This window comes from Rivularia sp. UHCC 0363, assembly GCF_034931125.1.
Classification (GTDB): Bacteria; Cyanobacteriota; Cyanobacteriia; order Cyanobacteriales; family Nostocaceae; genus Rivularia.
Genome location: NZ_JAYGHM010000029.1, coordinates 27,046 through 53,059, shown reverse-complemented (window position 1 = coordinate 53,059; position 26,014 = coordinate 27,046). Strand labels below are relative to the sequence as shown.

Genomic DNA, 26,014 nt, shown 5'->3' with positions numbered 1-26,014 from the left:
CCTATCATATTTAATGTAGCGAAGTACTACTGGTCTACCACATAAGTTATGAGGAGTTAGCGTAGTGCGAGCGTCCCGCTCGCTCGTTACCATCAGGGATTGTCCCGCTCGCTAATTGTCCCGCTCGCTCGTTACCATCAGGGAGCGAGACGCTCCCACTACGAATTTCTTACCCCGCAAAATTAATGTGGTGAAGTACTAGAAGGGTGTGACTACAAAAATAAAGCCTGCTTGTAAATATAGCCCCATGCGGACGTTTAGCTGCTAACTGCTCACTGTTCACTGCTAACCAACTCAGCTATTCTCAATTTAGCAGAACGAGAGCGGGGATTAGTCGAAATTTCCTCTTCTTGTGCAATAATCGGCTTTTTTGTCAACACCTTTAACGATGGTGAATCTTTGAAAGCGTGTTTAACTATTCTGTCTTCCAAACTATGAAAACTAATAATTGCGATTTTTCCACCTTCAACAAGTGCGTCCGGTGCTTTTTCTAAAAGAGTTTCTAAAGACTTTAATTCATCATTTATAGCAATTCGTAAACCTTGGAAAACCCGAGTTGCGGGGTGAATTCTGCCGTAGCGATACTTCCGAGGAACGCAATAAGATATCGTTTCCGCTAACTCAGTTGTAGTATGAAATGGTCGTTTTTCCACAATACGTCTAGCAATACGTCTTGATAACCGTTCCTCACCATATTTAAAGAAAATATTTGCTAATTCCTCCTCATCCCAATGATTTATCGCTTCAGCAGCAGTTAGCAACTGACTTCTATCCATCCGCATATCAAGTTCGGCTTCGTGACGAAAACTAAAACCCCTTTCCGGATTGTCCAAATGGTAAGAACTAACTCCTAAATCTGCAATAATCCCGTCAAAAGTATTGCGTGGAAACTCGTAAAATGCGAAATTACTGTGGACAAATTCTACACGATTCCCATACTTAGCCAAATTATTTTTTGCTGCCGTTAAAGCATCTTCATCTTGATCGATCGCCGTTATTTTGGTATCCGGTGCAGCATCTAAAATTAAACGCGAATGCCCACCACCACCAACTGTTGTATCTAAATAATGTCCGTTACTGCGTATCGCCAAACCTGCAATTATTTCCTTTCCTAAAACGGGAATATGTAAAAAAGCAGGTGTTTCGATATTAGATGATATTGGCGATTCGTTAATCATGATAGATTTTTTAAAGATTTTGGACGGGGCTTATGGATTTATTAACTACATTACAGGATTAATAAAATTATTTTTTTTGATCGCGCAGTCTGCTAAAACGATAAACTAAAGCAAAAGCCGAGATTGCGATCGCGTAACTAGGTTCGAGAATATAGCGCTTTTCAGGTGAATAGAGTACAAAAACCTCACCCCCATCCCCTCTCCTTGGTAAGGAGAGGGGTGCAGTACGGCGAGGTGAGGTTCTCCGATACAAATACGATGGCAATTATTAATTATCAGATAGGGTGTTAAAAGCGTTGCGATCGCGGCTAATACACTTAATATTTCATGAATAATAAGTATCAAACTAAAGCTTATTTTTATGTAAAAACCGCTGCTCTCTTTGAGATTTTGGCGGCTGTCTTCGTAATGGAACTATCTCGGCTTCGTTACTTTCTCTAGCAACTCTAATTAATAAAGCTGTTAAAACCAATGTAGCAATTATCGAACTTCCGCCGTAACTAAAAAATGGTAAAGGTAAACCTGTAGTAGGTAAAACTCCACTAGCAACACCAATATTTATAAATGATTGTCCCGCAAGTAAAGTAGTAATACCAATTGCCGATAATCTGTAGATTATATTTTTAGCTTTGAGAGCTACAACTAATCCTAAAGTTGCAAATACAGCTAACATTACTAACAGTGTCAAGCTGCCAACATAGCCGAATTCTTCAGCAAATACAGCAAAAATAAAGTCACTATCCTGAATTGGTAGCCAAGAAAGTTTTTGTTGCGAAAGTCCAAATCCTGCACCCCAAGTATTGCCAGAACCAATTGCCAATAAACTTTGAACTAACTGATAACCTGTATTTTGAGGGTCATCCCAAGGATTCAAAAAAGAGGTAATCCGCGTGCGTTGATATGTATTGACGGTAACGCTCAAAAGCGCGAGTATGACTCCTGCACCAGCACTACCTCCCAAATATTTGTAAGGTAAACCAGCAGCGAGCGCGATTAACCATATAGTCATACCGCAAAGTGCGGTGGTACTCAAATTGGGTTGTGCGAGAATTCCTAACAATACCAAACCAAAAACCACTAACCAAGCAATACGAATTCCCCAGCTAAGTCTATCCCACTGTCCAAAAACTCGCGCACTCTGCAATACCAAAAAAGGTTTAATAAATTCCGAAGGTTGAACGGGAAATCCTGCAATAGAGAACCAACGACTCGTACCGTAAACCCCCTTAGTTCCCAAACCCGGAACTAAAGTAAGAATAATCAACCCCAAAAACAATAATAGCAACCAATGGGATACCCCAATTATTTTGCGAAAAGGTAAATTGACAATGATATTGAAGAATATCAAACCCAAGAATACAGTTATCAGTTGACGTTTGAAAAAGTAAAGCCCATCACCATGCTTAACGTCAGCAACTGGGTAAGAAGCCGAAAATAGCACGGCTAAACCTACGAACAACCAAACTAATGTTAACCAGCGTAACAGACGTGCTTCCAACGCCCAACTAGATACAGTTTCATCAAGGAATGGAATCAAACGACTTAATTTCAATTTCACAACGATTCGTTTCTTGTTAGTGGTTTTACCTTGGGGCTTTTTAGTTTATACCCCGACTTTGCTAGATTCTAATTGGCAATGAGTAGTTTCGCATAGATGTATTAGCTTCATTTATCTTAATATTTTGACACAAGTACATACGCTTTCACTAATTAAGCATCTCGTTTAAGCAAGGAGTATCTGCAAGAAGTGGGGACTTCTAAATTAAATCTAAATTAGAAAATATACAATTTATAATTTGAAAACTGATACTTAAAAATTTCTAAACGTTTATTATGCCCTATTCCTCCTTACCTATCTTTTGATATAAACCAAATCTATCTTGTTAGAGAGGTTAGAGTTAACCAAATTGTTCATTATGTATATATGAGTTCAAAAAACGTTTTTTTTAGGTAGAGATTATGTTAGGCATATTTTTAACAACCCTAGCAACCGCATTGAGTTTGCTAATCGTTGACATAGTAGTTCCAGGTGTGAACCTCGCTAACTTTCCAACCGCTTTAATTGCTGGTTTGGTAATTGGTTTAGTAAATGCTTCGATTAAGCCAGTTGTATCAACACTGTCCCTTCCGATTAATTTAGTTACATTAGGAGCATTTTCACTTGTAGTTAACGGACTTTGTTTCTGGTTAGCTGCTGCTTTCACTCCTGGATTTGCAGTTAAGGGAATAATCGCTTTTTTCCTCGCTCCCGTAGTTATGTCCTTTGCTAACACCTTCATTAGCAACTACTTTGTAGAGAAAAATCTTATTGCAGGTACCAAAGCAAGCAACAAAGCTGAGTTACCTTCTAACTAGTTAATTAATAGTAAATACGATAAGCTTTCAATTCTGAAACCAAAATATATCTTTAGATAGATTCGTAAATTTTGGTTAGTCTCCGATCAAGTCAAACAATCCTAATTCAAATAACAACAAACATGAAACTTCTACTTGGCTTACTTGTACCTCCAGTTGGTATTTTCTTAACTTATGGAGTCGGTCCAACCCTATTCATTAATATTGGATTAACTTTGTTAGGTTGGCTTCCCGGAAGCATTCATGCTTTATGGGCAATTACTAAGCATAACGAACTGAATCGAGAAGGAAACGTATAGTTTGCTGTCTTCCATAAATAAATATTTACTTTCAAAGGAAGGGTGGATAATATCCGCCCTTTTAATTTTAAATCTTTAAGTCAATACGGTTCAGTTAAGAAAATATCGGGTTGGAAAGTCGGGTTTTTATAAATGTAAATGTGTTACAGATACTCCCATTTATTTAAAAGCCCGATTCCTGACGATTATTTTCGGGTTTAACTAAGCGGTATTGGCTTATCAGTTAAAAATTATAAATTAAAAAGACGTAGCATTGCTACGTCTCTACATTTATATTCATCCTAAAACGGCAATCTGTTTATTCTTGATTTACTTCTCTTTCAACCATTGAGCAGTTGTTAAAAGTAACTCTCTTAATTTTTGTTTTAGCTGACGTTCTTTTTTAGCTAATGAACTACCTGCTTCACCAAGCTTCATTTCCATATCGGAATGCTTGTCTTTCACTTGAGAAACTATCTCTTCTCCTTGAGGAAGAGCTTTTTCATACCAGGTTTTAGCATCATCCAAATAGGTTTGTACGCTAACATCATCACCACCATATCGTGCGGCTAAATTTGCTCGTACAACTGCTAACTGTGCTTGTAATTGAGCGTAACGTTTCTTTAACAAAGAAGCTTCTTCGCTGTTTTTTATGCTTTCAACAGCAGATTGAATTGCGGTTTGAGCTTCGGAAGATTTTCCTTGAGTTGTATTTTGAATTTCGCTTAAAATACCTTCAACTTCTTCCTGAATTTTATCTTCTTCTTGATCGATTTGAGCTTGTAGTTGCTTAACTTCCGTTTGAGTTTTATTTAAAGCTTCTCGTCGCTTACTATCAACAGCTTCCACAGCACCTTCAATAGATGCAGTAATTTCTTCTTTGACTTCGCTACCTCTTTCTTGTAAGTTTTCAGCTACAGCAGAAACAGCATCTTTAATTAGGGTGCGAAGTTCAACAGAACCTTCTTTAAATTCGGAAACCACTCCACCCACAGCAAGTCGAACAATTTCTCTAATTCTATCAACTCTTTGCTGTCCGGTTTCTTTGACTTGTTGTAAGTCTGTTTTAATTTGCTCTTTGATATTGTCAGCCATATTCTATACCTATGCAAAAAAATTTAGAAAATTTTGTTGAGATAATGTCTCCTCTATATAGTGACGTACCATTTTCTTCTGTGGTACATCCTTTAGGTAGAAAATAGCTATAAAAATCAAATATTTATTTGAGCGGGTATATTTATAGTAGTTAGAAACTGGTAATTGAAAAGTGATAAAGTTAGATATAACCTAATATAACCTCAATTCAATATCGATCGCAATGAAATATTTTATAAAGTTTGCATTATTAACGTCTTTACTATTGATAATGAGTTTACAACAACCAGCTTTTGCTGATACAGATGATGGAGCAAAAATCTTTGCAGCAAATTGCGCTGGTTGTCATATTAATGGTGGTAATATTATTCGACGCGGTAAAAATTTGCAAATTAAAGCTTTAAAAAAATATAATATGGATTCTGTGGAAGCGATTTCTCATATTGTGACCTACGGTAAAAACAATATGTCAGCTTACAAAGACCGTTTGAGTGAATCAGAAATTCAAACTGTAGCCACCTATGTTTTAAACCAAGCTGAAAATAATTGGCGAAAGTGATAAAAAGTTAGGAGTTAGGAGTTAGGATTTATACCAATTCTGTATGAGGCTGCACTAAATCGCCCTCACTCTGGAAGAGTGGGGCTACCCAAACAAAGCCTACCTTCGTAGGCTGAATTCGGCGTATCTCTATACAGAAACGGTATTAGGAGTTATTTAACCTTTAACCTTTGACCTTTAAAAATGACTACAGCTAATCTACCAAAATTAAATGTACCCGGACCCCCTGTAAATCCAATCTTAGGGCGTTTACCGATGATTTTACGTTTTAGTAAAGATTCTATAGGATATACGCGCCCTTTATTTGAAACTTATGGTTCTGTTGTGTCGATGACAGCGGGCGGTGGTACTCATATATACTCGCCACTTGCGGAATGTCCTGGTACGGTTTTTACTTGTGGTGCCGACAACGTGCGTACAGTCACTAGTCAGCACGAAATTTATTATAAATATCCTTTATCCGGGAGGATGTACAAGCAGCGGAATGATTCACCGCGAACGGAACCTTTAAAGCATTTTGGTGTCGGTTTATTCGGTGTTAATAGCGCAACTCACCGTCAACATCGCCAACTTTTAATGCCAGCTTTTCATAAGCAACGTATTGATTCTTACCGCGATGACATGGTTGCTATTACGCGATCGCAACTTGACCAATTAACAATTAACGAGCCGGTTGATATTGCTCAAGTAATGCGACTTCTAACCCTACGAGTAGCGACTAAAACCTTGTTTGGTAGCGATATTGGTGAAGAAGGTGCTTGCATCGGACAAATTTTGCAAGAAGCATTGGGGATGAACGGAAAGTTAGCGATCGCGCTTTTACCTTTTGATATTCCAGGACTCCCATACCATAAATTACTCAATTTATTCGCCCAGCTTGATGAAGAAATGCGTCAGCTAATTCATCGCAAACAGGTTAGCAATAATGATGAAGATGTCATTTCCATGCTAATTCAAGCGCAAGATGCTGAAACTGGATTGAAGTTGAGCGAAGATGAACTTTTAGGACACGCAGGGGTGATCTTTGCAGCAGGACATGAAACCAGTGCGAATGCGCTCACTTGGACACTATTTCTTTTATCGCAACATCCCCAAATCGCGCAAGATGTAGTAGATGAATTGCAAAGCGTACTCAATGGAGAAGCCCCAACTGTTGAACAATTATCAAAATTACCTTTATTAGAAAGAGTTATCAAAGAAAGTATGCGCGTCTTAACTCCCGTACCTTGGAATGGACGTGTCACCTCCCAAGCAACAGAACTTGGAGGTTATGAATTACCCAAAGGAACGGAAGTTTTTGTGAGCATTTACCAAACTCATCATCTAGCTGAAATTTATTCCGAACCGGAGAAATTTAACCCCCGAAGATGGGAGACGTTTGAACCAACAATGTTTGAATATAACCCTTTCAGCGCCGGGAGTCGTGTTTGTATCGGCGCAGGTTTTGCCATGATGGAAATTAAAATTGTATTATCAATGTTATTGCAAAAATACCGCTTAGAGTACATCCAAAACCAAAGAATAGACCGTTTCGGATTAATAGTTATGTCACCAAAAAACGGTATCAAGATGATTGTGCGTAAAGACCGTAATTTTACTCAAGGTGTCGGTGGAGTAAAAGGAAACGTCCGCGAAATGGTGGAATTAGTTGGGTAAAGAAATGGAAGGGGACAATTACCAATTACCAATTACCATAGGACTTATGCAAAAAGGCATATTTTTATTGTAGGGTGCTGTGACACTTTGATTGATTTTTAACGCAATAATCAGGTTTTTAGTGTCACGCACCATCCGAGTCTTATGACAATCGCGTAAGTCCTGTACCAATTACCAATCCCCCATAATCAATAATAGCTATAAGGTTTAATAGCTTTATCTCCATTAATCACCATACCTAATACATTGGTTCGAGCCATTTTCAAATTATCTACAGCTTGCATCATTACCGAACGGTCTGTTTGATGTATTCTGGCAACAAGTACAACACCGTTAGTGTAGGGTGCAAGTAAATTAGCATCCGCTAAACCCACTAGGGGAGGAGTATCATAAATTACCAAATCAAAAGTAGAGTGCAAATGTTCGATTATTTGCTTCATCTTTTGTGAAGAAAGTAGCTTTATGGGGTCGGGAGGTATGGGTCCTGCGGTGATTACAGATAATCCACTGATCGAAGGTAATTCCCGGATAGCTGTTTCTATCGGCATATTTCCGGAAATTAAATTACTTAATCCCCAAAGATTGCTTAAATTAGATAAATTATGAATTTGCGGTCGGCGCATATCTGCATCTACTAATAATACTCGTCTTCCCATAGCAGAAGCTGTTTGCGCTAAATTAAATGCAACTGTAGATTTACCGTCTCCTGACATTGACGAACTAATAACTAAAGAATTAATCGCTTCATCAGAACTGAGTAATTGAAGGTTAGTGTGTAGTACTCGAAATGCTTCCGAAAATCTTGATGATTCACCATATTGCTGAATAGCTGTGTCACGATGCGGAACAATTTTCGCAAAATCTGAGTTGCTTTGCGGAAGTATATTTATGGTTTCGTCAACACGATCTTCTTCTGAAGCAAGTTGTTTCTGACCGTATGGTAACTGTTTTTCAAAAGGAATATTTGCTAAAAGTGGGAATCTAATATTTTCTCTAAAAGCTTCTATGGAATGGTATCGAGTATCTAGCTTTTCAATTAATAATCCACAACCAATTCCTAAAATAGCGCTAGCAACAAATCCCAAAATTAAATTACGCGGAATGCTTGGGGATATGGGGATTTCAGGCTGAATTGGTGCTTGAATTAATTGCCAAGGAATTTGTGTTTGTGCGGCTTCAATTTGTAGATTTTCACGAGTAGCTAAAAAACGATTTAAGCTATCGGTTGCTACTTGTAATTGTGTAGTTAGTTCGGTGTATTTTCGGTTAATAGATGGGGATTGCTCAATTTTTTTATTCAGTTGTTGCTCTGTTGCACCAAGCACTTGACTTTGCTGTTGTAAATTTTGTAGCTCGGAAGCTGCTTCGGCACGTTTAATATATAAAACTCGCTGCGCTTCTTGACTCAGCAAAGGTAGCAATTTTTGCCGTTTCTCTCGTAGATTTTGAATAGGAATGCTGTTCTCGCGGAAGCGGGTTGATTCACCAGCAATTTGAATCTCTAATTCACGTAGCTGGGAAATTAATTGTTGATAAACAGGTGCGTCATTTAGTACCGCTAAGGCTCCTTGTTGAGTTTGTAAACTATTAAAATAGGAGTAGGCTTTTGCTAATTGTTGATTAGCAGCTACCCGCTGTTGTGATAAGAGTTGTGATTCGCTAGCAATTTGTGCCGATTGGGTTTCTGGCTGGAGAAAATCGTGTTTCTCTCTAAATGATTGGAGTTCTTCCTGAATTTTATTTACCCGTTCCTGGATGGGTGGTAATTGCTTTTCAACAAAATCCACACCCTGACGCAAGTTAGTTTGGCGATTTTCCAGGCTATATTTTAAATAAGCTTGAGCGAGTTTATCTAATACAGTTTTGGTTTTAACCTTATCATTGGCTTGATAAGCTACTTCTATAATTTTGGTGTCACCCAACCGAATAATCCGCAGAGACCTTATCAAAGATTCATAGTCAATATCTTTATAAGAAGCTCGCAACTCCCCAACAATTTTTGTCATCAACTCAGGACTTTTAAGTACCTGAATCTGAGTTTCATAATCCAGTCCTGTTTTATTTAAACTTCCTTCGATAAGTTTGGGTAAGTCGCTTTCTTCACTGTTGACAGGTTCAGCTAAGATTTGAAATTTACTTTCATATAGTGGTTTTTGGTTGAGAGTAAAAGCCACAACACCAGTCATCACAAGACAAGAAACCCCAAGGATTGCTAAACTTCGTCGCTTCAGAATACTGAGGAATTGACGCAAATCCCAATCGTCTTCAGTGTCCGTCCAAGGTATAGATTGAGCTTGAAGCAACTGAGGTGCATAGTCTGTATCACGATTACCAGGTGAGGGTTTGAAAGAATATGTCTCCATTGCTTCTTCACACTTACTAAAAATCTAAATCATACGAGAGCATAAAAACTGGAAGCCAACAGCGAATGACACTGAGACTCAGAGCGCTTTAAAGCAAAATGTTAACCTTACTTGCAACCTGATGACTTCCTTGAATTTACGTAGATTTTAAGTTTTTTACGAATATTAACTATTGGTACCACCGAAGAGCAGTAGCTTAACGAAAATTAAGACGATCGGTATTTAAACGCAGTATTTTAGCTAATATTACTGTTTCTTTTAAAAGCAAGTATATTTACTGAAGTATTATTCATTACTAATTTATATAAATAGTTAGAGAAAAAATTTCTTCAATAGTTGCTACTTACAAAAATAATTAGGGAATTTTTGATTGCGATCGCCTTATTTGCCGTATTAGCAATGAATGATTTAATTGATTATTTTTAATTTAATCAACGATTAGGAAAGTCGAAGATATGTAAACTTTTCGTTACCCTGTTATAAATTATATTTATTTGGGCAAATTAATATAAAGCGTTATCAAATTTTTGGTAAAAGATAAATGACCAAATCTACCGAAAGGTTAAAAACACCTTTTCCAAATAAATACAATGAACTCCAAGATGTAAATCAGAAATTTATAAAAATTGGACAGTTAATTAAGTTATCTGTGATCACCCAATTTTTTCCACCAGATTACGCTCCCACAGGACAGTTAATCGAAGAGTTGGTCACGCATTTAGACAAACAGGGTGTAGATATCGAAGTATTTACAGGACAACCTGGATATGCTTTTGAGAAAAATAATGCTCCTGCTGTGGAATTTAGTGGAGGAGTGAAAATAAAGCGATCGCGCACTACACAAGTTTGGTCTAAAAGAATTCGCGGTAAAGCGATAAATGGAGTATTATTTACTCTACGTTCAGCACTGTATTTGGTTTTGGCGGCTCGCGATCGCAATACAGTCTTGCTAACTACAGCCCCTCCCTTTTTACCTGTTTTAGGGTATTTAGCTCATGTCCTATTTGGACTCAGCTATATTTGCGTACTCTATGACCTGTATCCAGATATTGCTGTTGCTCTCGATGTAGTCCCAAAACAACATTTATTAACTAAATTATGGCAGGCTGTAAATAGAAGAGTATTGCGAAAAGCCTCCGGAATCATCGTTCTTAGTCCTGCGATGGAGAAACAGGTAATAGCAAATTATCCGGAAGTAGCCGATAAAATATCTGTAATTCACAGTTGGGCAAATACTCAAAAGATTGTACCCATTGCCAAACAAGATAATTGGTTCGCTCACAGACACGCGCTTGTAAATAAATTTACAGTACTGTACTCAGGCAACATGGGTAGATGCCATGATATACAGACTATGTTAGAGGCTGCTAAGTATTTGCAAAATGAACCGATTCAGTTTGTATGTATTGGTGGTGGTGCAAAACGCGAAGGACTTGTCAAGCAGGTAAAAAAAATAGGTTTAAAAAACTTTTTGTTTCTTCCCTATCAACAACGGCAGGATTTACCTTACTCGTTGACGGCTTGCGATCTATCCTTAGTAAGCGTAGATGCAGGTATGGAAAGTTTAGTTGCTCCTAGTAAACTTTATCCGGCTTTAGCCACAGGAAGACCAGTTGCAGTTATCTGTCCAAAGCATTCCTATTTAAAACAGTTGATTGCAGATGGAAATTGCGGTCAAACCTTTGAAAATGGAGATAGTTACGAATTAGCAGAGTATATCCGCAAGTTGAGTCAGGACAGCATTTTAGCGCAAAACGCAGGCAACGCGGCGCGTGAATATGCAGAGTCTTATTTCACTGCCGAGGTGATTTCTAAGCAGTACTATGATGTATTGTTGCAAGCGGTTTTGTAAGGGAAAAGTGCATCTGCCACATCTACCAATGGGCAGCGATTAATTTTTTATTGTTTGTATAAAATTAATTTTTTAGGGTAATTAATCAGTAAAATCACTGCTAAAAACATATCTAGAGTAAATTCCAAGTTTGTCAGAGTTAAATCATGAACAACAAAGGTGTAACAGTTTGGTTGACAGGTTTAAGCGGTGCGGGTAAAACTACAATAGCCAGACGTATCGAAGCAGAACTTAAAGCTCGAAATTGTCAAGTTGAAGTATTGGACGGCGATTTAATCAGAACTTGGCTGTCTCAGGGATTAGGTTTTAGCAAAAAAGACCGGGATATAAATGTAAGTCGGGTGGGATTTGTCGCTAATTTGCTCAGTCGTAATGGAGTTGTGGTCATTGCGGCTATGATTAGTCCTTATCAGGATATTAGAGATGAAATCCGAGCTATTAACAAAGATTTTGTCGAAGTTCATGTTAATGCACCTTTAGAATTGTGTGAAGCGCGAGATGTTAAGGGATTGTACGCTAAAGCGAGAAGTGGAGAAATCAAGGGTTTTACAGGTATAGATGACCCTTATGAGGTTCCTTTGAATCCTGAAGTTGTTTGTGAGAGTGGGAAGGAAACAGTTGAGGAAAGTGCTTTTAAGGTGATTGGGGCTTTGGAAGAGTTGGGTTATGTGCGGGTTGCGGTTGAGTATCAGATATAGATAAGTTTTTATAGCTATTGAGTAAGTTATAAATAAATTTAATTAAATAGAATGTGTTGATTTAGGAGTTGGGCTTTGATGGTTCTGTCGTAACTGACGTTGAATCTCAGTCCCTCCAACGTAACCTTTTTCTTGTGTGATTAGTATCTATTAACGAGGAGGGTCCAAGTGGGGAAGAGGTGTAACCGAAATCGGAATCGTTCGCAAAAAAGAGCTATTTACTGTCCAATTCATGAGTGTTATCTCGATAGTGTATCTCAAAAGCATCCATTGTTTGCCGATCGCGCTGGACAGTTGCAGCAGCGTGGTATGAGTCGCCGCAGTGCGATGATGTTGGTGCAGAGTAAGACAGCCGTTTCTCTTGCGGGAGAGTGGTTGGAGGCTTTTTGGTGCGAAGAATGTCAGCAAACTAAGTGGTATTACGTTAAGAAAGTTGAAGAGCGTAAATATAGGGTTTCGGTTGCATCCCAGGAGCTTTGGCAGCAGGTTGATGGGGTAGTTTCTGCGGGAGGTAATCCTTCTGTGAGTGAGTTTACGCGCAGGCAGGCGAGGGGGGTTGGATGTGTGAAGGATTTTGGGGTTATAAGTTAAGGTTATTTAAAATGTTAAATATCAGGATTTTCGCTATATGGTTCCGTTTTAAAAATAATTCTTACCTGCTGACTAATTCTTGTTAATTGTGAAAAAACTCATTAGTAACTTGCGATCGCCAGCCTATCGTTTGGTAACAGAGACGGCGCAACGAAATTGGGGGTTAATTGCGATTAATCTAGTTACCAACGTGCTGAGTGCCTTGTTAGAAGGAAGTACCCTGGGGGTGATTTATCTGGCGGTTGCTTATCTGACGGCAGATAGTGACACTGGTACACCAAGCGATTCGGGAATAGTTGAAACACTCTCCACGATTCTGCCACTGCCGCCTCTTCAGATGTTTTTAGCCTTGATCTGTGGGGCAGTTTTACTACAGATATTTCTAAGTTTAAGTAATTATGCAAATAAAGTATCGGTGGCTTACCTGTCAGCAAAAGCACAGCCCTATGTAACAGGTAAAGTGTTTGAACGAATTATGACCTTTAGCTATGGTTGTGTGAGTCACTATAAAGTCGGTGACTTGGTTCTGTTTGCCAATGATGCGGCTTTGGCAGTAGATCGGCAAATAGATCAGCTAAATAAGATCGTAGTCGGCTTATCATTTTCGTTGATGTATCTTGTGGTAATTATTAACCTATCGCCAATCTTAGCAGTGGCGGCAGCATTGCTCACCTTGGTTGTGGCTTTTGTGCAGTATAAACTGATTCCTCGATTAAGACGGGTAGTGAAGCGGGTAACGGCAACCCAAGTAGAATCAGCTAAGTATATTACCGAGAGCATTCAGGCATTGCGATTGTTGCATACTTTTGGTACCCAGCAACTGACGGTAGCAGCGGCGAATCAACTCTTGGGCAAAACACAAGAACAATTACAAAAGCGGGCATTTATCTTTTATCTGCCAGAGCCGATTTTAGATACTTTACCGATGGTAGCTCTAGCAATTTTGGCAGCTTCAGCGGTGTTGCTTAAGCAGGAACAATCGGCGATTTTACCCATGTTATTAACCTTTTTACTGGCATTACAAAGGTTGTCGGCACGCTTAAAAGCGACGGCAAATACGATTACACAGTTTGTGGATAATAGTGCCAGGATGTTGCGATTAGAGACAATTTTAGATCGGCGTGATAAGGAGTTCGAGCATTCGGGTGTTTCCAAGTTTACGAGTCTTAGGAAAGATATTGAGTTTGATTCGGTTAGTCTTTCCTACACCAACAATGATGTTTTCGTTTTGAAAGATTTAACTTTTAAGATTCCACATAACCGTGTGACAGCATTGGTAGGGGAGTCGGGGGCAGGAAAGTCTTCTATTGTGGATTTGTTGATCGGGCTGTATCAGCCGACGACTGGGCAAATTATGGTAAATGACCAACCCTTGGCGGACTATTGCCTGGAAGACTGGCGGCAACACGTTGGGGTGGTGAGTCAAGATACGTTTATTTTTAATGATAGTATTTTAGAGAATTTACGCTACGGTCGCGCCGATGCAAGCCGGGATGAGGTGATTGAGGCAACTAAAGCAGCTCAAGCTCATGAGTTTATTTTGGCGTTACCTAATGGGTATGAAACCGTAGTAGGTGAGCGAGGTTATCGGCTATCGGGTGGGCAGCGGCAGCGATTGGCTTTAGCCAGGGCGCTGATTAAGCAGCCGGAGATTTTGATTTTGGATGAAGCAACGAGTGCATTAGATAGCGAGTCAGAGAAGTTTATCCAGCAAGCATTAGAACAGTTTCAAAAGGAACGCACAGTGATTGTGGTGGCGCACAGGCTTTCGACAATTGCCAAAGCCGATCAAATTTTGGTGCTTGAACGAGGGGAGGTTGTGGAGCAAGGAAGTCATACTTCGCTTTTACAAGAAGGTGGACGCTATGCACGCTATTGGCAATTGCAGAGTAGTAAAGTTGCGGCTTGAGCGGTTTTATAAATGCGACTTTTGATTACGCGAATTGATGGTTCTTTACTATGAAGAATATTTTATTCAAAATTCAACAGTTATTTAAATCAAAAGCATGAGTGATATTTACAACCTAACAAAATGGAAGCTTAAAACTTTCTTGACTAAATTATCTCAAAATCATCGTATTGCACTCGCAAGCTTCCCTAGAAGCGGAAATACTTGGTTCCGTTTTCTAATTGAAGAATCTACCGGAGTAAAAACTGGCTCGATATATGATGATCGCGTTATGACAAGAGGCTTAGAAGGTATTGTTATAAAAACTACAACTCATCAATTAGACTCTTCTCGATATACAAAAGCAATACATATCATTCGTAACCCATTTGATGCTATTGAATCTTATTATTCATGGAAAATAAAAGGAATAAACCTTTAATTTCAAAATTTCACTAAACTATAGAACTTTGCACTAAACCATGAATACGCTTGCTGTAAAATTTTTAAGGAACATTGAGAGTACCTCTCGAAAGTTGGCAAACACTTTGAGTCAGAAGAAAGTTGTTTTCCTTCATATACCAAAGTGTGGAGGAACATCTATAAGTTCGGCTATTGCTTCAGCTATTCACACTGGTTGGGAAGGATATGTTGATCCAATACGTACTCGCAAACTAGCACAATTGATTTTAGGTGATCAGGAGCAAGCTGAAGGTTCATCACTGCTATTTCACATTCGTCAAGCAATCTTCTTTGAATTTATTCAAGAAGAGAAGCCTTTCATCTTTGGACACTTTCCAGTTATTTACGACTGTCTTATAAATCCCAAAGATTATGTATTTGTGACTGTATTAAGATATCCATGTGAAAGGTTTATTTCTCAATTCAAGTATTCCGTTGGAACAAAATATAACTCTCTCAAGCAACCCCTTAATACAGATGAGATAAATTTAATTTGGAACAATTATATTGAATCCAAACTCGCTGCGTTTCATGCTAACATCCTTTCAGCTTACCTAGATGAAAGAGGAAGTTATGATTTAGGTAGTCAGGAATCTTTAGCAAGAGCGATGAGAAATCTTGAATACTTTGAAGTGGTAGGATTTCTAGAAAAATTAGATGATTTTTCGGAAAACATATATCAAGCAATTGGCAAAAAAATAACTATAGAAGTTAAAAATAAATCAGAATATAAGTTAAGCTCATACCAGCAAAAGGAGATTTTTTTGAATTTCTTCGATGAGCAAAAACTCCTGCAAATCAATGAACTTTGCCGTCAGGATTTAAAATTATATGAGTTTGCCCAATCTCAAAATAAAATTTAAGACTTGGACATATTAACTTATTAGTAATTTATAATCAAGTAAAAAATCATTTATGGTAAAAGTTATTATAACTGCTTTGAGAAGGTCAGGCTCTACCATCTTCTGGAAATGTTTTCGTGAAGTGACAAAAGCTATCTGTTTTGACGAGCCTTTCAATCCGAAATTAGCTCAACTCCCTCGAGAACATGAGAAGAAAGTTTATCAGGAGTATATTAATTTTTTAGAAATTTATCGTGAAGAGTTTTGGCAGTCATTTTATCCTATATATCCTTTAGATGAACTAAAAAGTAACCTATCAAGTGACCATTCACTATATTTACAGAAATTACTAGAAACTCAAAATGACGTAGTTATTGATACAACAAGGTGCTGGAACAAAATTGTATCTCTTAAGGAGGTAGTTGGAGCAGATACATACTTAATTCATCTGCACAGATCACCAGCAAGTTTTGTTACTTCCCATTTACTTCCAAGTGATGAGTCAGGGAAAGGGGCATTTTTTAGAGATTTAAAGCGAAAAAATAACTTTTGGACAAGAATAGGAGATTTTAACAGATGGAATATGGAAGATGTAATGGGATCTCAATTATTCAGCGCATTTCACCTTCAAATTCTGAAAAATGACAGTCTAGCTGAAAAGTTCTATCAATCTCCTGCTGCATATAGATTATTCAAATTCTGGTCAATTGTCTTTGATAAAGTAGAACAAGATGGTCGTAAATTTTTTGGACAACAATTCATTTCTATAAATTTTGAAGATTTTTGTTCTAATCCTACAAAGGTTCTGCAATCTGCTGTAAGCGTTCAAGTAGGGTTGGATTTTGATTATGATCGACTTCCTAAAATCTTACCTCCTAAGAAAGCTTATATGCAGGGGAATATAAAGTGGAGGCAGGTATCTCGCTACTGGAATTTACCAGAAAACGACCATTTTATATTCAGGAACTTGCTAACAAATGTCTAAATCATGGCTGGTAATTTCCTCAGACTTTCAGCCAATGCTTGGAGGAGTTGCTGAATTTGCAAAGCAAATTGCAGATTATTTTTATAGTAAGGGAATTCTTCAAACAATAATAACTACTGTAAGCCAACCGGAAAAAACCAGCTTGCCCATAATTTCACCGTATGTGCAAATCAAAAGCTGTAATAATACAGCAATTAATTTTATTACAAAAAAAATTAATGCTTTGAGTTTTTACCTCCTGATGGCTATATCGGCAATAATGATTGTAAAATATCGAAAAAAGAGCCATATACTATTTTGTTTTGTAGATGATCTTTTTACGCCATCGTTGATTTATCTTGCTTCTCTGGTAGGGGCTAACTTCCATGTTTTATTTCACGGCAAAGAAATTTTGCACTTAAGCCAAACAAAACCTGGTCTCCTAAATCTTATTTGTAATAAGAGCAGAAAGATATTATTTAATTCGCTAGCCACCAAGAAACTGTTCCAGGAATCTACTAATCACAAACCAGATAATTACTTTATTTTATATCCAGGAATAAGATTCTCTATATTAGACAATTTGGCTATAGAAAAAATAGCGGCTTTGGAAATATTACCAAATGATTCTATCGTTATTTCTACAGTATGTAGGCTTGTTAAACGAAAGGGTATTCATTTTGCTATAGAGGCATTTCTTCAACTAGATTTAGACGAGACTTATAAAAATGTGTACTTTTTAATTGCTGGAGATGGGTCTGAAAAACAATACTTGGATAACTTGGCTTCTAAGAAAAAGGATAAAATATTTTTTTTAGGAGCAGTGACGGATGGACAAAAGAAAAACCTCTTGTTAAGAAGTTCTATTTTTATAATGCCGAATTACTCAGTTAATGGAACTGACTTTGAAGGCTTTGGAATCAGCTTTACAGAGGCTGCTTATTTGGGCAACTTTGTAATTGGAGGTAATAGTGGTGGTGCTATTGAGGCGGTTCGTTTATGCCCTCAAGGAGTACTAGTCGATACCGATACTGAAGAGCCTGTTCCTTCTATTACTGAAGCACTTAATGAAGCCTTAAAATTATCAAATAGATCGGACAAAATAAGGACTCCAGGCATTAATTCAGGAGATAAGAGCTTGCGCGATAAAATTGATTTAGGTATATCTATCGACCGATTAATCAGCAGCTTGAATCATTGACTAAGTTAATTTTGTGTAAGACAATCTCATGAAGAATACTGCATTTGTTTTAAGCTCAGAATCTTAACATTCAACACTTCTGGCGTTGTACATATTCATAATGTTATTCAAAAAACCTAAGCAATATTAAAAATGTCATTTATCCTACAGAAAAAGTAATTAAGTAAAAATCTGGCACTAGCTATTTTTTAGGATTCATATATTGATATATGCAACGCCATAAATTTAGGGTTGCCAAAGTATTTGTAAGTTAGCGAGAATGACATCATGATGAGAGAAGTAGATAAGTTAGTCTCAATTGTTATACCTTGTTACAACAACGAGCCTTTTATTGAAGACGCGATCGCCAGCGCAGTCAATCAAACTTACAATAATGTAGAAATTATTGTCATTGATGACGGCTCCACAGATAAAAGTTTAGAAATTATCCGTTTATTCGAGAATCATATTCAGTGGGAAACTAGCTCTAACCAAGGCGCTCCCAAAGCACGTAACCGAGGCTTGGAACTTGCAAGAGGTGAATATATTAAATTTCTCGATGCAGATGATATTCTTCTTCCTGATTCTTTAGAGCGTCAAGTAGAAAAAGCATCTCAACTTTCTTCAGAGCGCAAAGCAATTATCTATGGTGACGCAATTTGGATTAATCGCGATGGTAAACCTTTACCAAATAACCCCCTTCTTCCCCGAAAAGCCAATGAAGATCCAGTTTCTCATATCTTATCTCAGTGTCCGCTCACATCTTGTCCCCTACACAAGCGAGATTATTTGTTAGAGATTGGTGGATTCGATCCATTGATTCCGAAGGGACAAGAACACGATTTGCATTTACGTTTAGTTTTAGCTGGTGTGGAGTTTGTTTACCATTCAGGAGCAGTTTATCAATATCGCGAGTATAGCGATACTAATCGGATTAGCGATCGCGGTTTGAGTCAGAAAGGAGCCATGATTCACTTTGAAATACTCCAGCAACAATGTAGAAAAATCAAAGAACAAACTAAAACTTTATCTCCTGATGTGCGAAAAATTCTAGCTAGGCGTTTTTGGGCTTATGGTAGAGCAATTTTGAGGAAAGGATATATTGTTGAATCGAAAAGTTATTTTGAAACTGCGCGGGAACTCGATGCACAAAACTGCATTATAGGCAACCCGCCTTATCCGATGCTTGTACAACTATTAGGAGCAACAAAAGCGGAATATTTGACACAAAAGCTCAAAGGTTTGATGAAGCCTAGCCCTGCTTGAGAATACGAATACAGCTATGATAGAAAAACCAGCAATCGGCGTTTACTTTTCAGCCAATGATGTTGTCTACGACTGGGCGATCGCCTTTCTAAACAGCTTTAGAACCTTTAACCCAGATTTACGGCTGATTTTAATCCCATTTAATGAAGATTGCGATCGCCTTCTTCAACTAAAATATACTTACAATTTTGAAGTATATATTGATTCATCTTTTGCACGTCTAGAAGCAATTGGTCAAGCATTTGAATTAGGACATACACCAACTGGTCCATATTGGTTTAGACGCTATGCTTCTTTTTGGGGACCTCTTGAGAAATTCATGTATTTAGATGCTCGCCAATTAGTACTTGCGGATTTAAAGCCGATAATCCTGGCTTTAGAAAAGTATGATTTTGAATTTCTCCACTATGATTGTGCGCTCAATCAAGTTTATGAACCAGGAGAACTGCGTCAGAATTTATTAAAAAAGGGAGGTGCTAGAGGTTTTAATTCTGGTCGCTGGATTTCAAAAAAAGGATTATTTTCACTAGAAGAGTTTGAAAAATTAGCTGAAGAAGCATTACAAATAAGAGAACAATTAAATCCTCGCAATACAGACCAAGCATTTATTAATTATTGCTGCGATATGAAGCCTGTGTGTTACGGTCATGTAGCTGAGGTTTTAGGAGGAATTTGTCAAAATGCTTGGGTAAGACAGCCAGGAAAAATTTATCGACAAAATGGAAAATATTATATTTGGGATTATGGTGGATTAGACCACAAAAAGCAGCTAGTTATTCTCCATTGGGCAGGATATCAACTAAATGCTTTAATGCCTCAGAAAAACTTGTTTGATAAATTTTATTTTCAAGGTAAGCCAATAATAAAGTATGTAATAGCTAGAATAGGAACCTGGTTAAGATATTTGCTACAGCTACCTTTTTCTTCTATCAGAACAAATCAATTTGTTAACAATCTTTATCATAAAATTATAAAATATTAGAAATGAAACCTAATCTTTTTGCCAAAAAGGTTAAATTATGTAAAATCCATTAATTTGGAAATAATTCTTACTTAGAGAATGTTTTTTCAGCAAAAAAAATGGCTGTTAATCAATGCCTTTTTACAGTTTCGATGAAAAAAATCTACATAATTTACAAAAAGATCAAAAATCCTATCTATCTATTTACAATCTTGAACTCGTTAGTATCAAGATTTATTTATCGTAAGAAAATTTGGCTTTGCCAAGGGACACACCTTAGAGGCATTAAAAATATAACCACTAATTCTGATTTGGTAATTGGACTCAACCATGTTCCTTTTTATCAAAGGAATAGTGAAACATATATTAATGTAGAAGGCTGCTTAGTTATTGAGAATAGAACTTCTATTGCCAGAGGTGCAATTATTGAAGTTAGTAAATCCGCAAAGATTATTTTGAATGGCTGCTCTGTTGGTGCTTCAAAATTCCTGATCAAGCATCAATTAGAAATAGGGGAAAAGACTTTGGTTAGTTGGGGGTGCGAATTCTTAGATAATAATATTCATCACTTGATTATAGATGGGAAGAAAAAAAATAAAACCTCTGGCATCAAGATCGGCAATCACTGTTGGATAGGAAGTAACTGCACAATACTGGCTGATGTAGTTATTCCTGATGGTTGTGTTGTGGCAACAGGAAGTATTGTTACAAAAGCTTTTGAAAAAGAAAACTGTTTAATTGGTGGCTCACCCGCGAAGATTATTAAAGAAGGTATTTCATGGGAACCCTAAAAATACTTACTATAATCTGTATTCGGGATGATTCAAAATGGCTTTCCTGCTCCCCCTACCATGCAGGTAGCAAAAGAAGTTTATAATTTAGATGAATTATTATGCAACCCACAAAAAAAATCCTTGGCACAAAATACATGACATACGCTGAGAAGCGTAATTTTGCCTTAGATTTTCCTAACTATGAAGTTCGTCGTTCAATAGACTTATATGTCTACCTTGCAGCTGCTCATTTACGTTTAAAAAAGCGACCCAACACAAACTGGATTAATTTACATAATGACTTTGGTTTAGATAACTGTATCGGATATCATTTCTGGAATGCAGCTAGTGTTTCACAGAAGCCTTGGGTGACAACACTGGAACTCCCATGTGCAGACGATACTCGTTTAAAATATTTAGCTCGCAAGCAATGTCGAAAGATTTTTTGCTTAAGTTCTTGGGTAATGAATTATGAAAAGTCTTTTCTTTTAAATAGTCCTTATGGTGATGAAATTCTGCCAAAATTACAGCTTCTACATCCATCACAAGAGGCAAATATAGATGAGGATTCATTACTAGCAAAAGAATTTGAAGTTTGCCGGTTTATATTCATTGACAGAGACTTCTTCCGTAAGGGAGGTTACGAATGTGTAAAAGCTTTTACAAAAGTTTTGGAATCTGGTTTTAGTGCTGAATTAATCATTGTGTCAAAAATGGATACTAAAGACTATCCCCTAGATGCACCTGATGAAGAATTAAGTCATACACTTCAGTTGGTGGAAAAAAGCAAGGGTAAAATAAAAATCTTTAATGAATTGAGTCATCAAGAAGTAATGCAGCTAATTGCTTCTAGTAATGTAGGGTTGCTACCTACTTATTTAGACTCTTATGGCTATTCTGTTCTTGAATTTTTTAGTTATGGTTTACCTGCAATCACTACAAATATCAATGCTCTAATAGAAATTAATAGTTCAGAACGAGGATGGATTATTGATATGCCTGTAGTTGATACAGGACATGGTGTGAAGAGGATTCTGAGAAATTCACTTGAACAACGCCAGCAAGCATCTAATACTCTTACAGATTATCTTTTTCAATGTTTAAGCTCAGTATTAGAACAACCTAATACAATCAAAGATAAAAGTTTAGCAGCCTTGAAATATGTTATGGAGAATCACATAAAATCTCGGAATATTGAGATTTTAGAAGCAACGTACAACAATTTTTAGTTGATTAATTGTGATATGTAAGCAAGAAAAATTTAGGCTTGCTCTGACATCATCTTATATTGAATATTTTATGAACATCATTTCCTACATTCACCCCACTCGTACCTATCTTCCTTGTACTGGAATAGGTAGGCATATAAATCATATTTTGCTTGGTCTCGCAGCACAAGAAGGGGTAAATTTAGAACTATTTTTCTCTCAACAATGGTTAGTTGCAGAGAATAAACTCGATCCACGATGTCCTTTGCGCGAATTACCCAAACATACCTTCCCTACAGCAGAAAATGCTACCGAACGAAAGTGGAAATTATGGGGTAGTCCCAGCATGGATAACTATATACCAAATGATGCAGACTGGCTCTATGCTCCAATGGAAACCTACATCCCCGTATCAAAATGTCCCGTAGCCGTTACAATTCACGACATTCAAGCATTTGAACCAAATTTGCCTTGGTCGGGAACTTGGCAACATCGCTGGTTTAGCTATAAATGGGGGCGTTGGGTTCGCCGTGCTTTATCTGAATGTCGAGTGATATTTACGGTATCAGAATTTTCTAAGCAGCGCATGGTCAATTTACTCGGTGCAAATCCTCAGAAAATTGTCGTAGTTGGAAATGGTGTTGAGCAATCTTTCTTTGATATTGCTTCAATTAATCCAACACAATTGCATCGACCTGTTGAAGCACCTTATGTATTTATTATTGGCGGTTTGCGTCGTAAAAAGGGAGCTTCCAACGTGCTTGCAGTAGCAGATGCTTTGCATCAGCGCAAAAGTTATTTACATATTGTTGTAGCGGGTGAATCTGAAGTCGAATATATTGAAGCAGTAAAAACACGTTCAAACTTAACTTTGCTGGGAATGGTTTCAGATCAAGAACTACCCCGTCTGTTGCGGGGTGCATCATCGCTGCTATTTCTTTCTCCCTATGAAGGATTTGGCATACCTGCACTAGAAGCTATGGCTGCTGGGATTCCTGCTATAGTGTCAAATTGCGCTTCCTTGCCAGAGGTAGTTGGTGATGCTGGTATTGTAGTTAATCCAGAGGCGACCCATGAAATTGTAGATATTCTAATTAACTTAGAAAATAACTCAAGTTTACGTCAAGAATATATTCAACGAGGGGAAGTTCATGCAGCAAAATATACCTGGTCTCAATGTGTTGAGCGAGTTGCAAGTACCTTAAAGCAGTTTGCCTAAAGCTTGCTCAAATAAATTCCTATGGCAACCATGAGTATAAAAGTTATATTTTGTTGGTCTGATATTTCTGGTTACATGGCAGCCTGCTGGCGAACCTTACATAACTTACCAGATATTGATGTATTTGTTATTGCCTTTAAAGCTAATACGGAAACAGCATTTTCCGACCAATTAATGCAGGGTATTCCTTGTCGGCTCTTAGATTTGCAAGAAAGACAAGATGCTAATTTAATCAAAAATTTAGTATTAAAAGAATGTCCAAATGTAATAGTTTTCTGTGGTTGGTTGCACAAACCCTATAATAAATTAGCTTTTGCACCAGAATTGCGTGAAACTGCCAAAATCATGGGTATGGATACCCCCTGGTGGGGAACCCCGAAACAACACCTGGCTGCTTTTGCTCTACGTTCTTTCTTGCAAAAGATGAACCGAATTGTAGTTACTGGAGAACGCAGTTGGCAATATGCTCGTCGCCTTGGTATTGAACCCGCTCATATTAGGCGCGGACTTTACGGTATTGATTTTAATGCTTGGTCGCCGTTGTATGAAAAGCGACTGCAAAATTCTTGGTTGCGTTCTTTTCTATTTGTTGGTCGCTATGCTAAAACGAAAGCTCTTGATGTACTCTTACAGGCTTACAAACTCTATCGAGAGGAGGTATCAGAACCTTGGAACTTGGTATGCTGCGGCAAAGGGTCTTTAGCATCGCAACTGGAAGGAAAACCAGGAATTGACAACCGAGGGTTTGTCCAACCAAACCAGATGCAAGATATTTGGCTTAAGGCTGGAGCTTTTATTTTACCTAGTAGATTTGACCCTTGGCCTCTAGCATTAGTTGAAGCCGCAGCAGCAGGTTTACCAATAGTTTGTACCGATGTTTGTGGTTCGGCTGTTGAAGTAATTCGCCCCTATTATAATGGTTTGATTGTTCCTCCTGAAAACCCTGAAGCCTTAGCTAAAGCATTATTAAAAATACATCATAGTTACGAAGAATTATTTATATGGGGAAAGCGTTCTCAACAACTTGCGGCTGCCTATGGGGCTGATTTATGGGCGAGTCGTTGGCAAGACATGATAAACGAACTACAAGCCAAATCGGATAAATGCCTTAATTCTGTCTAAAACTATTGTTTAAAAATTTAACTAATGAGTTCCAACTTTATCAATAAGCTTGCTGATATTATCGCTAGTCCTTTGGGGTTAGTAGGTATTATCATCGGTTTGTTAATTGTTTATCAAGCCGGACGTTCGCGTCGTCTTGCTTGGTTCTTATTTACAATTTGCTGTTTTGCAGCTTCCTTGTCAAAGTTTCAAGATCAATTTACAACTGAAGTTCCTGCTTTAGTCTTTCCTTTGCAGCAGATACGCGATATGGGTAGACCTTTAACTATCATCTTTTTAGGTTTAATCCTTATGCTGGGATTAAAGAAACAGCATGGATGGCGTAGGATGTTTCTTGCCTCGCCAATTAAATATCTATTATTAGTACAAGGTATAATTTTTATCAAGACTTTGGCTTACGGCAGTATAAGCTTTGCTTTCTTAGCTTTTCTGACATTTGGAGCGGTTGTCTTAATGCTCTGCTTGGGACCTTCGAGGTGGTTACAAGACGAGCAGAATTTTCGCTTGGGTGTCTGGTCTTTGGCGATGGTAGGTGTAATATTTATTATTACCAATAGTTACCAAGCAGCTATCAATATATACCCAATTACATTTGTGCATGGACGACTTTTAGGAACCACGGGAAACCCACAGCACGCTGCTGTTTTACTGGCGGCTACTGTTCCCTGTTTTATGTTCTTAATTGAAAGCCAAAAGCAATGGAGTTGGGCAAAAGTTTGCTGGATAACTGGTTTAGTTTTTATTATGCTCGGTTTATTTCTTACAGGTTCGCGAACCGGAGCAATTATGGGGGTAGTGTCAATTTTATTTTTCTACCGTCAAAGAGGAGGCGCTATGCTACGCTTGGGACTGTTCGCGGCTATAGTATTGGCTATTATCTTACCTTTTCTAAGTCCAGATGGGTCAATTTTGGGAACTGATTCAACAGCACTAGCTGGTCGATTCGCTTCAACAGCTAACTCCCGTGGACAGGTTTGGTCGGCAATGTGGAATGGGTTCATGAATAATATATTTTTTGGTGCTTCCTTAGATGGCGATCGCTTAGGTTATGGTGAAAATTCATGGTTAGCAGCTGGAGCCAGTTTAGGATTAGTGGGATTCATACCCTTGGTTATGTTCGGTGTCGAATGTATAAAGATGATGCTTCGACTGAATAAAATTAGTGCAAGAAAACCTATTTATTCTCTACAGTGTAATACTGTCATCGCTGGTTTAATTTCTCTTCTGGTAGGCAGTATTTTCGAGGCATTTCTACTAGGAAATCTGACCTTTTCTTTAATGGCATTGTTAATGTATTTATCGCTTGGAAAATACTTAGTTGATATAGCTTTTACACAAAGGACTTTGATAAAAAAGCTCCAATTTGAATATTACTCAAATAATTGAAAATAAAATATTAACTATCCGTAAATAGTTCCTAATCTCTCATAATAAATTAGAGAAATCATTACCAAATAAATCTGAATATATGATTGAAATTTTTAACTTCAAGATATACATAGAA

General features: G+C 37.6%; 23 protein-coding genes. 19 read left to right on the top strand and 4 right to left on the bottom strand.

What is annotated here, in order from left to right; translation table 11 throughout:
• Positions 1-272: 272 nt before the first annotated feature.
• Together rsmH and VB797_RS17500 are read right to left on the bottom strand one after the other, a co-directional pair.
• Positions 273-1,178 (bottom strand): 16S rRNA (cytosine(1402)-N(4))-methyltransferase RsmH, encoded by a 906-nt coding sequence (gene rsmH, locus VB797_RS17505; protein ID WP_323238998.1) that lies wholly within the window; start codon positions 1,176-1,178, stop codon positions 273-275.
• Between the two features lie 346 nt (positions 1,179-1,524).
• A complete protein-coding gene (locus VB797_RS17500; protein WP_323239035.1) occupies positions 1,525-2,730 on the bottom strand; it encodes an FtsW/RodA/SpoVE family cell cycle protein in 1,206 nt (401 codons plus the stop codon).
• A gap of 407 nt (positions 2,731-3,137) precedes the next feature.
• Here VB797_RS17500 and VB797_RS17495 point away from each other — a divergent pair, with 407 nt between their 5' ends.
• Both VB797_RS17495 and VB797_RS17490 read left to right on the top strand, forming a co-directional pair.
• Entirely contained in the window at positions 3,138-3,533 is a 396-nt protein-coding gene (locus tag VB797_RS17495) for a phage holin family protein (RefSeq protein WP_323238997.1), read from the top strand.
• 122 nt (positions 3,534-3,655) lie between these two features.
• Positions 3,656-3,832, top strand: coding sequence for a YqaE/Pmp3 family membrane protein (locus VB797_RS17490; protein ID WP_323238996.1), 177 nt, complete (start codon positions 3,656-3,658; stop codon positions 3,830-3,832).
• A 309-nt stretch (positions 3,833-4,141) separates the two neighbouring features.
• On the opposite strand, the gene VB797_RS17485 is transcribed toward VB797_RS17490, so the two are convergent.
• Positions 4,142-4,906, bottom strand: coding sequence for a histidine kinase (locus tag VB797_RS17485; protein ID WP_323238995.1), 765 nt, complete (start codon positions 4,904-4,906; stop codon positions 4,142-4,144).
• A 223-nt stretch (positions 4,907-5,129) separates the two neighbouring features.
• Between VB797_RS17485 and petJ the strand changes: the two genes are divergently transcribed.
• Both petJ and VB797_RS17475 read left to right on the top strand, forming a co-directional pair.
• Positions 5,130-5,465 carry a cytochrome c6 PetJ gene (gene petJ / locus VB797_RS17480; protein ID WP_323238994.1) on the top strand — a complete coding sequence of 112 codons (336 nt, stop codon included), beginning with the start codon at positions 5,130-5,132 and terminating at the stop codon, positions 5,463-5,465.
• A 183-nt stretch (positions 5,466-5,648) separates the two neighbouring features.
• The gene (locus VB797_RS17475; protein WP_323238993.1) at positions 5,649-7,121 is read left to right on the top strand and encodes a cytochrome P450; all 1,473 of its coding nucleotides are present in this window, start codon (positions 5,649-5,651) and stop codon (positions 7,119-7,121) included.
• A 188-nt stretch (positions 7,122-7,309) separates the two neighbouring features.
• Here the strand turns inward: VB797_RS17475 and VB797_RS17470 are convergent, their stop codons facing one another.
• On the bottom strand, positions 7,310-9,484 hold the full coding sequence (locus VB797_RS17470) for a polysaccharide biosynthesis tyrosine autokinase (protein WP_323238992.1): 2,175 nt from the start codon (positions 9,482-9,484) through the stop codon (positions 7,310-7,312).
• A gap of 541 nt (positions 9,485-10,025) precedes the next feature.
• Between VB797_RS17470 and VB797_RS17465 the strand changes: the two genes are divergently transcribed.
• The 15 genes from VB797_RS17465 to VB797_RS17395 all read left to right on the top strand — a co-directional run bounded on the left by VB797_RS17465 (position 10,026) and on the right by VB797_RS17395 (position 25,896).
• Entirely contained in the window at positions 10,026-11,336 is a 1,311-nt protein-coding gene (locus VB797_RS17465) for a glycosyltransferase family 4 protein (RefSeq protein WP_323238991.1), read from the top strand.
• Positions 11,337-11,482: 146 nt separating this feature from the next.
• Positions 11,483-12,034: an adenylyl-sulfate kinase gene (gene cysC, locus VB797_RS17460; protein WP_323238990.1), complete on the top strand. Its 552-nt coding sequence runs from the start codon at positions 11,483-11,485 to the stop codon at positions 12,032-12,034.
• Between the two features lie 168 nt (positions 12,035-12,202).
• Complete coding sequence (locus VB797_RS17455; RefSeq protein WP_323238989.1) at positions 12,203-12,625, top strand: hypothetical protein; 423 nt, start codon at positions 12,203-12,205, stop codon at positions 12,623-12,625.
• Positions 12,626-12,713: 88 nt separating this feature from the next.
• On the top strand, positions 12,714-14,534 hold the full coding sequence (locus tag VB797_RS17450) for an ABC transporter ATP-binding protein (protein ID WP_323238988.1): 1,821 nt from the start codon (positions 12,714-12,716) through the stop codon (positions 14,532-14,534).
• 97 nt (positions 14,535-14,631) lie between these two features.
• Positions 14,632-14,955, top strand: coding sequence for a hypothetical protein (locus VB797_RS17445; RefSeq protein ID WP_323238987.1), 324 nt, complete (start codon positions 14,632-14,634; stop codon positions 14,953-14,955).
• A gap of 40 nt (positions 14,956-14,995) precedes the next feature.
• Positions 14,996-15,838 carry a hypothetical protein gene (locus VB797_RS17440; protein WP_323238986.1) on the top strand — a complete coding sequence of 281 codons (843 nt, stop codon included), beginning with the start codon at positions 14,996-14,998 and terminating at the stop codon, positions 15,836-15,838.
• 52 nt (positions 15,839-15,890) lie between these two features.
• Positions 15,891-16,802 (top strand): hypothetical protein, encoded by a 912-nt coding sequence (locus VB797_RS17435; RefSeq protein ID WP_323238985.1) that lies wholly within the window; start codon positions 15,891-15,893, stop codon positions 16,800-16,802.
• A complete protein-coding gene (locus tag VB797_RS17430; protein WP_323238984.1) occupies positions 16,795-17,982 on the top strand; it encodes a glycosyltransferase family 4 protein in 1,188 nt (395 codons plus the stop codon). Before VB797_RS17435 ends, VB797_RS17430 begins: the two co-directional genes overlap by 8 nt.
• Positions 17,983-18,249: 267 nt before the next feature.
• Positions 18,250-19,227, top strand: coding sequence for a glycosyltransferase family 2 protein (locus tag VB797_RS17425; RefSeq protein ID WP_323238983.1), 978 nt, complete (start codon positions 18,250-18,252; stop codon positions 19,225-19,227).
• A 16-nt stretch (positions 19,228-19,243) separates the two neighbouring features.
• Positions 19,244-20,209 (top strand): hypothetical protein, encoded by a 966-nt coding sequence (locus VB797_RS17420; RefSeq protein ID WP_323238982.1) that lies wholly within the window; start codon positions 19,244-19,246, stop codon positions 20,207-20,209.
• A gap of 98 nt (positions 20,210-20,307) precedes the next feature.
• Entirely contained in the window at positions 20,308-20,979 is a 672-nt protein-coding gene (locus tag VB797_RS17415) for an acyltransferase (protein ID WP_323238981.1), read from the top strand.
• A gap of 101 nt (positions 20,980-21,080) precedes the next feature.
• Positions 21,081-22,190, top strand: coding sequence for a glycosyltransferase (locus tag VB797_RS17410; protein WP_323238980.1), 1,110 nt, complete (start codon positions 21,081-21,083; stop codon positions 22,188-22,190).
• A 70-nt stretch (positions 22,191-22,260) separates the two neighbouring features.
• Positions 22,261-23,388, top strand: a complete 1,128-nt coding sequence (locus VB797_RS17405; RefSeq protein WP_323238979.1) for a glycosyltransferase family 1 protein — start codon at positions 22,261-22,263, stop codon at positions 23,386-23,388.
• A 30-nt stretch (positions 23,389-23,418) separates the two neighbouring features.
• The gene (locus VB797_RS17400; RefSeq protein ID WP_323238978.1) at positions 23,419-24,510 is read left to right on the top strand and encodes a glycosyltransferase family 4 protein; all 1,092 of its coding nucleotides are present in this window, start codon (positions 23,419-23,421) and stop codon (positions 24,508-24,510) included.
• Between the two features lie 24 nt (positions 24,511-24,534).
• Entirely contained in the window at positions 24,535-25,896 is a 1,362-nt protein-coding gene (locus tag VB797_RS17395) for an O-antigen ligase family protein (RefSeq protein WP_323238977.1), read from the top strand.
• Positions 25,897-26,014: the final 118 nt, after the last annotated feature.

Excerpts from the sequence above, each read along its gene's own strand:
- rsmH (WP_323238998.1), bottom strand. The coding sequence starts at position 1,178 with ATGATTAACGAATCGCCAATATCATCTAATATCGAAACACCTGCTTTT.
- VB797_RS17495 (WP_323238997.1), top strand. The coding sequence starts at position 3,138 with ATGTTAGGCATATTTTTAACAACCCTAGCAACCGCATTGAGTTTGCTA.
- VB797_RS17490 (WP_323238996.1), top strand. The coding sequence starts at position 3,656 with ATGAAACTTCTACTTGGCTTACTTGTACCTCCAGTTGGTATTTTCTTA.
- VB797_RS17485 (WP_323238995.1), bottom strand. The coding sequence starts at position 4,906 with ATGGCTGACAATATCAAAGAGCAAATTAAAACAGACTTACAACAAGTC.
- petJ (WP_323238994.1), top strand. The coding sequence starts at position 5,130 with ATGAAATATTTTATAAAGTTTGCATTATTAACGTCTTTACTATTGATA.
- VB797_RS17475 (WP_323238993.1), top strand. The coding sequence starts at position 5,649 with ATGACTACAGCTAATCTACCAAAATTAAATGTACCCGGACCCCCTGTA.
- VB797_RS17470 (WP_323238992.1), bottom strand. The coding sequence starts at position 9,484 with ATGGAGACATATTCTTTCAAACCCTCACCTGGTAATCGTGATACAGAC.
- VB797_RS17465 (WP_323238991.1), top strand. The coding sequence starts at position 10,026 with ATGACCAAATCTACCGAAAGGTTAAAAACACCTTTTCCAAATAAATAC.
- cysC (WP_323238990.1), top strand. The coding sequence starts at position 11,483 with ATGAACAACAAAGGTGTAACAGTTTGGTTGACAGGTTTAAGCGGTGCG.
- VB797_RS17445 (WP_323238987.1), top strand. The coding sequence starts at position 14,632 with ATGAGTGATATTTACAACCTAACAAAATGGAAGCTTAAAACTTTCTTG.
- VB797_RS17440 (WP_323238986.1), top strand. The coding sequence starts at position 14,996 with ATGAATACGCTTGCTGTAAAATTTTTAAGGAACATTGAGAGTACCTCT.
- VB797_RS17435 (WP_323238985.1), top strand. The coding sequence starts at position 15,891 with ATGGTAAAAGTTATTATAACTGCTTTGAGAAGGTCAGGCTCTACCATC.
- VB797_RS17430 (WP_323238984.1), top strand. The coding sequence starts at position 16,795 with ATGTCTAAATCATGGCTGGTAATTTCCTCAGACTTTCAGCCAATGCTT.
- VB797_RS17425 (WP_323238983.1), top strand. The coding sequence starts at position 18,250 with ATGATGAGAGAAGTAGATAAGTTAGTCTCAATTGTTATACCTTGTTAC.
- VB797_RS17420 (WP_323238982.1), top strand. The coding sequence starts at position 19,244 with ATGATAGAAAAACCAGCAATCGGCGTTTACTTTTCAGCCAATGATGTT.
- VB797_RS17415 (WP_323238981.1), top strand. The coding sequence starts at position 20,308 with ATGGCTGTTAATCAATGCCTTTTTACAGTTTCGATGAAAAAAATCTAC.
- VB797_RS17410 (WP_323238980.1), top strand. The coding sequence starts at position 21,081 with ATGCAACCCACAAAAAAAATCCTTGGCACAAAATACATGACATACGCT.
- VB797_RS17405 (WP_323238979.1), top strand. The coding sequence starts at position 22,261 with ATGAACATCATTTCCTACATTCACCCCACTCGTACCTATCTTCCTTGT.
- VB797_RS17400 (WP_323238978.1), top strand. The coding sequence starts at position 23,419 with ATGAGTATAAAAGTTATATTTTGTTGGTCTGATATTTCTGGTTACATG.
- VB797_RS17395 (WP_323238977.1), top strand. The coding sequence starts at position 24,535 with ATGAGTTCCAACTTTATCAATAAGCTTGCTGATATTATCGCTAGTCCT.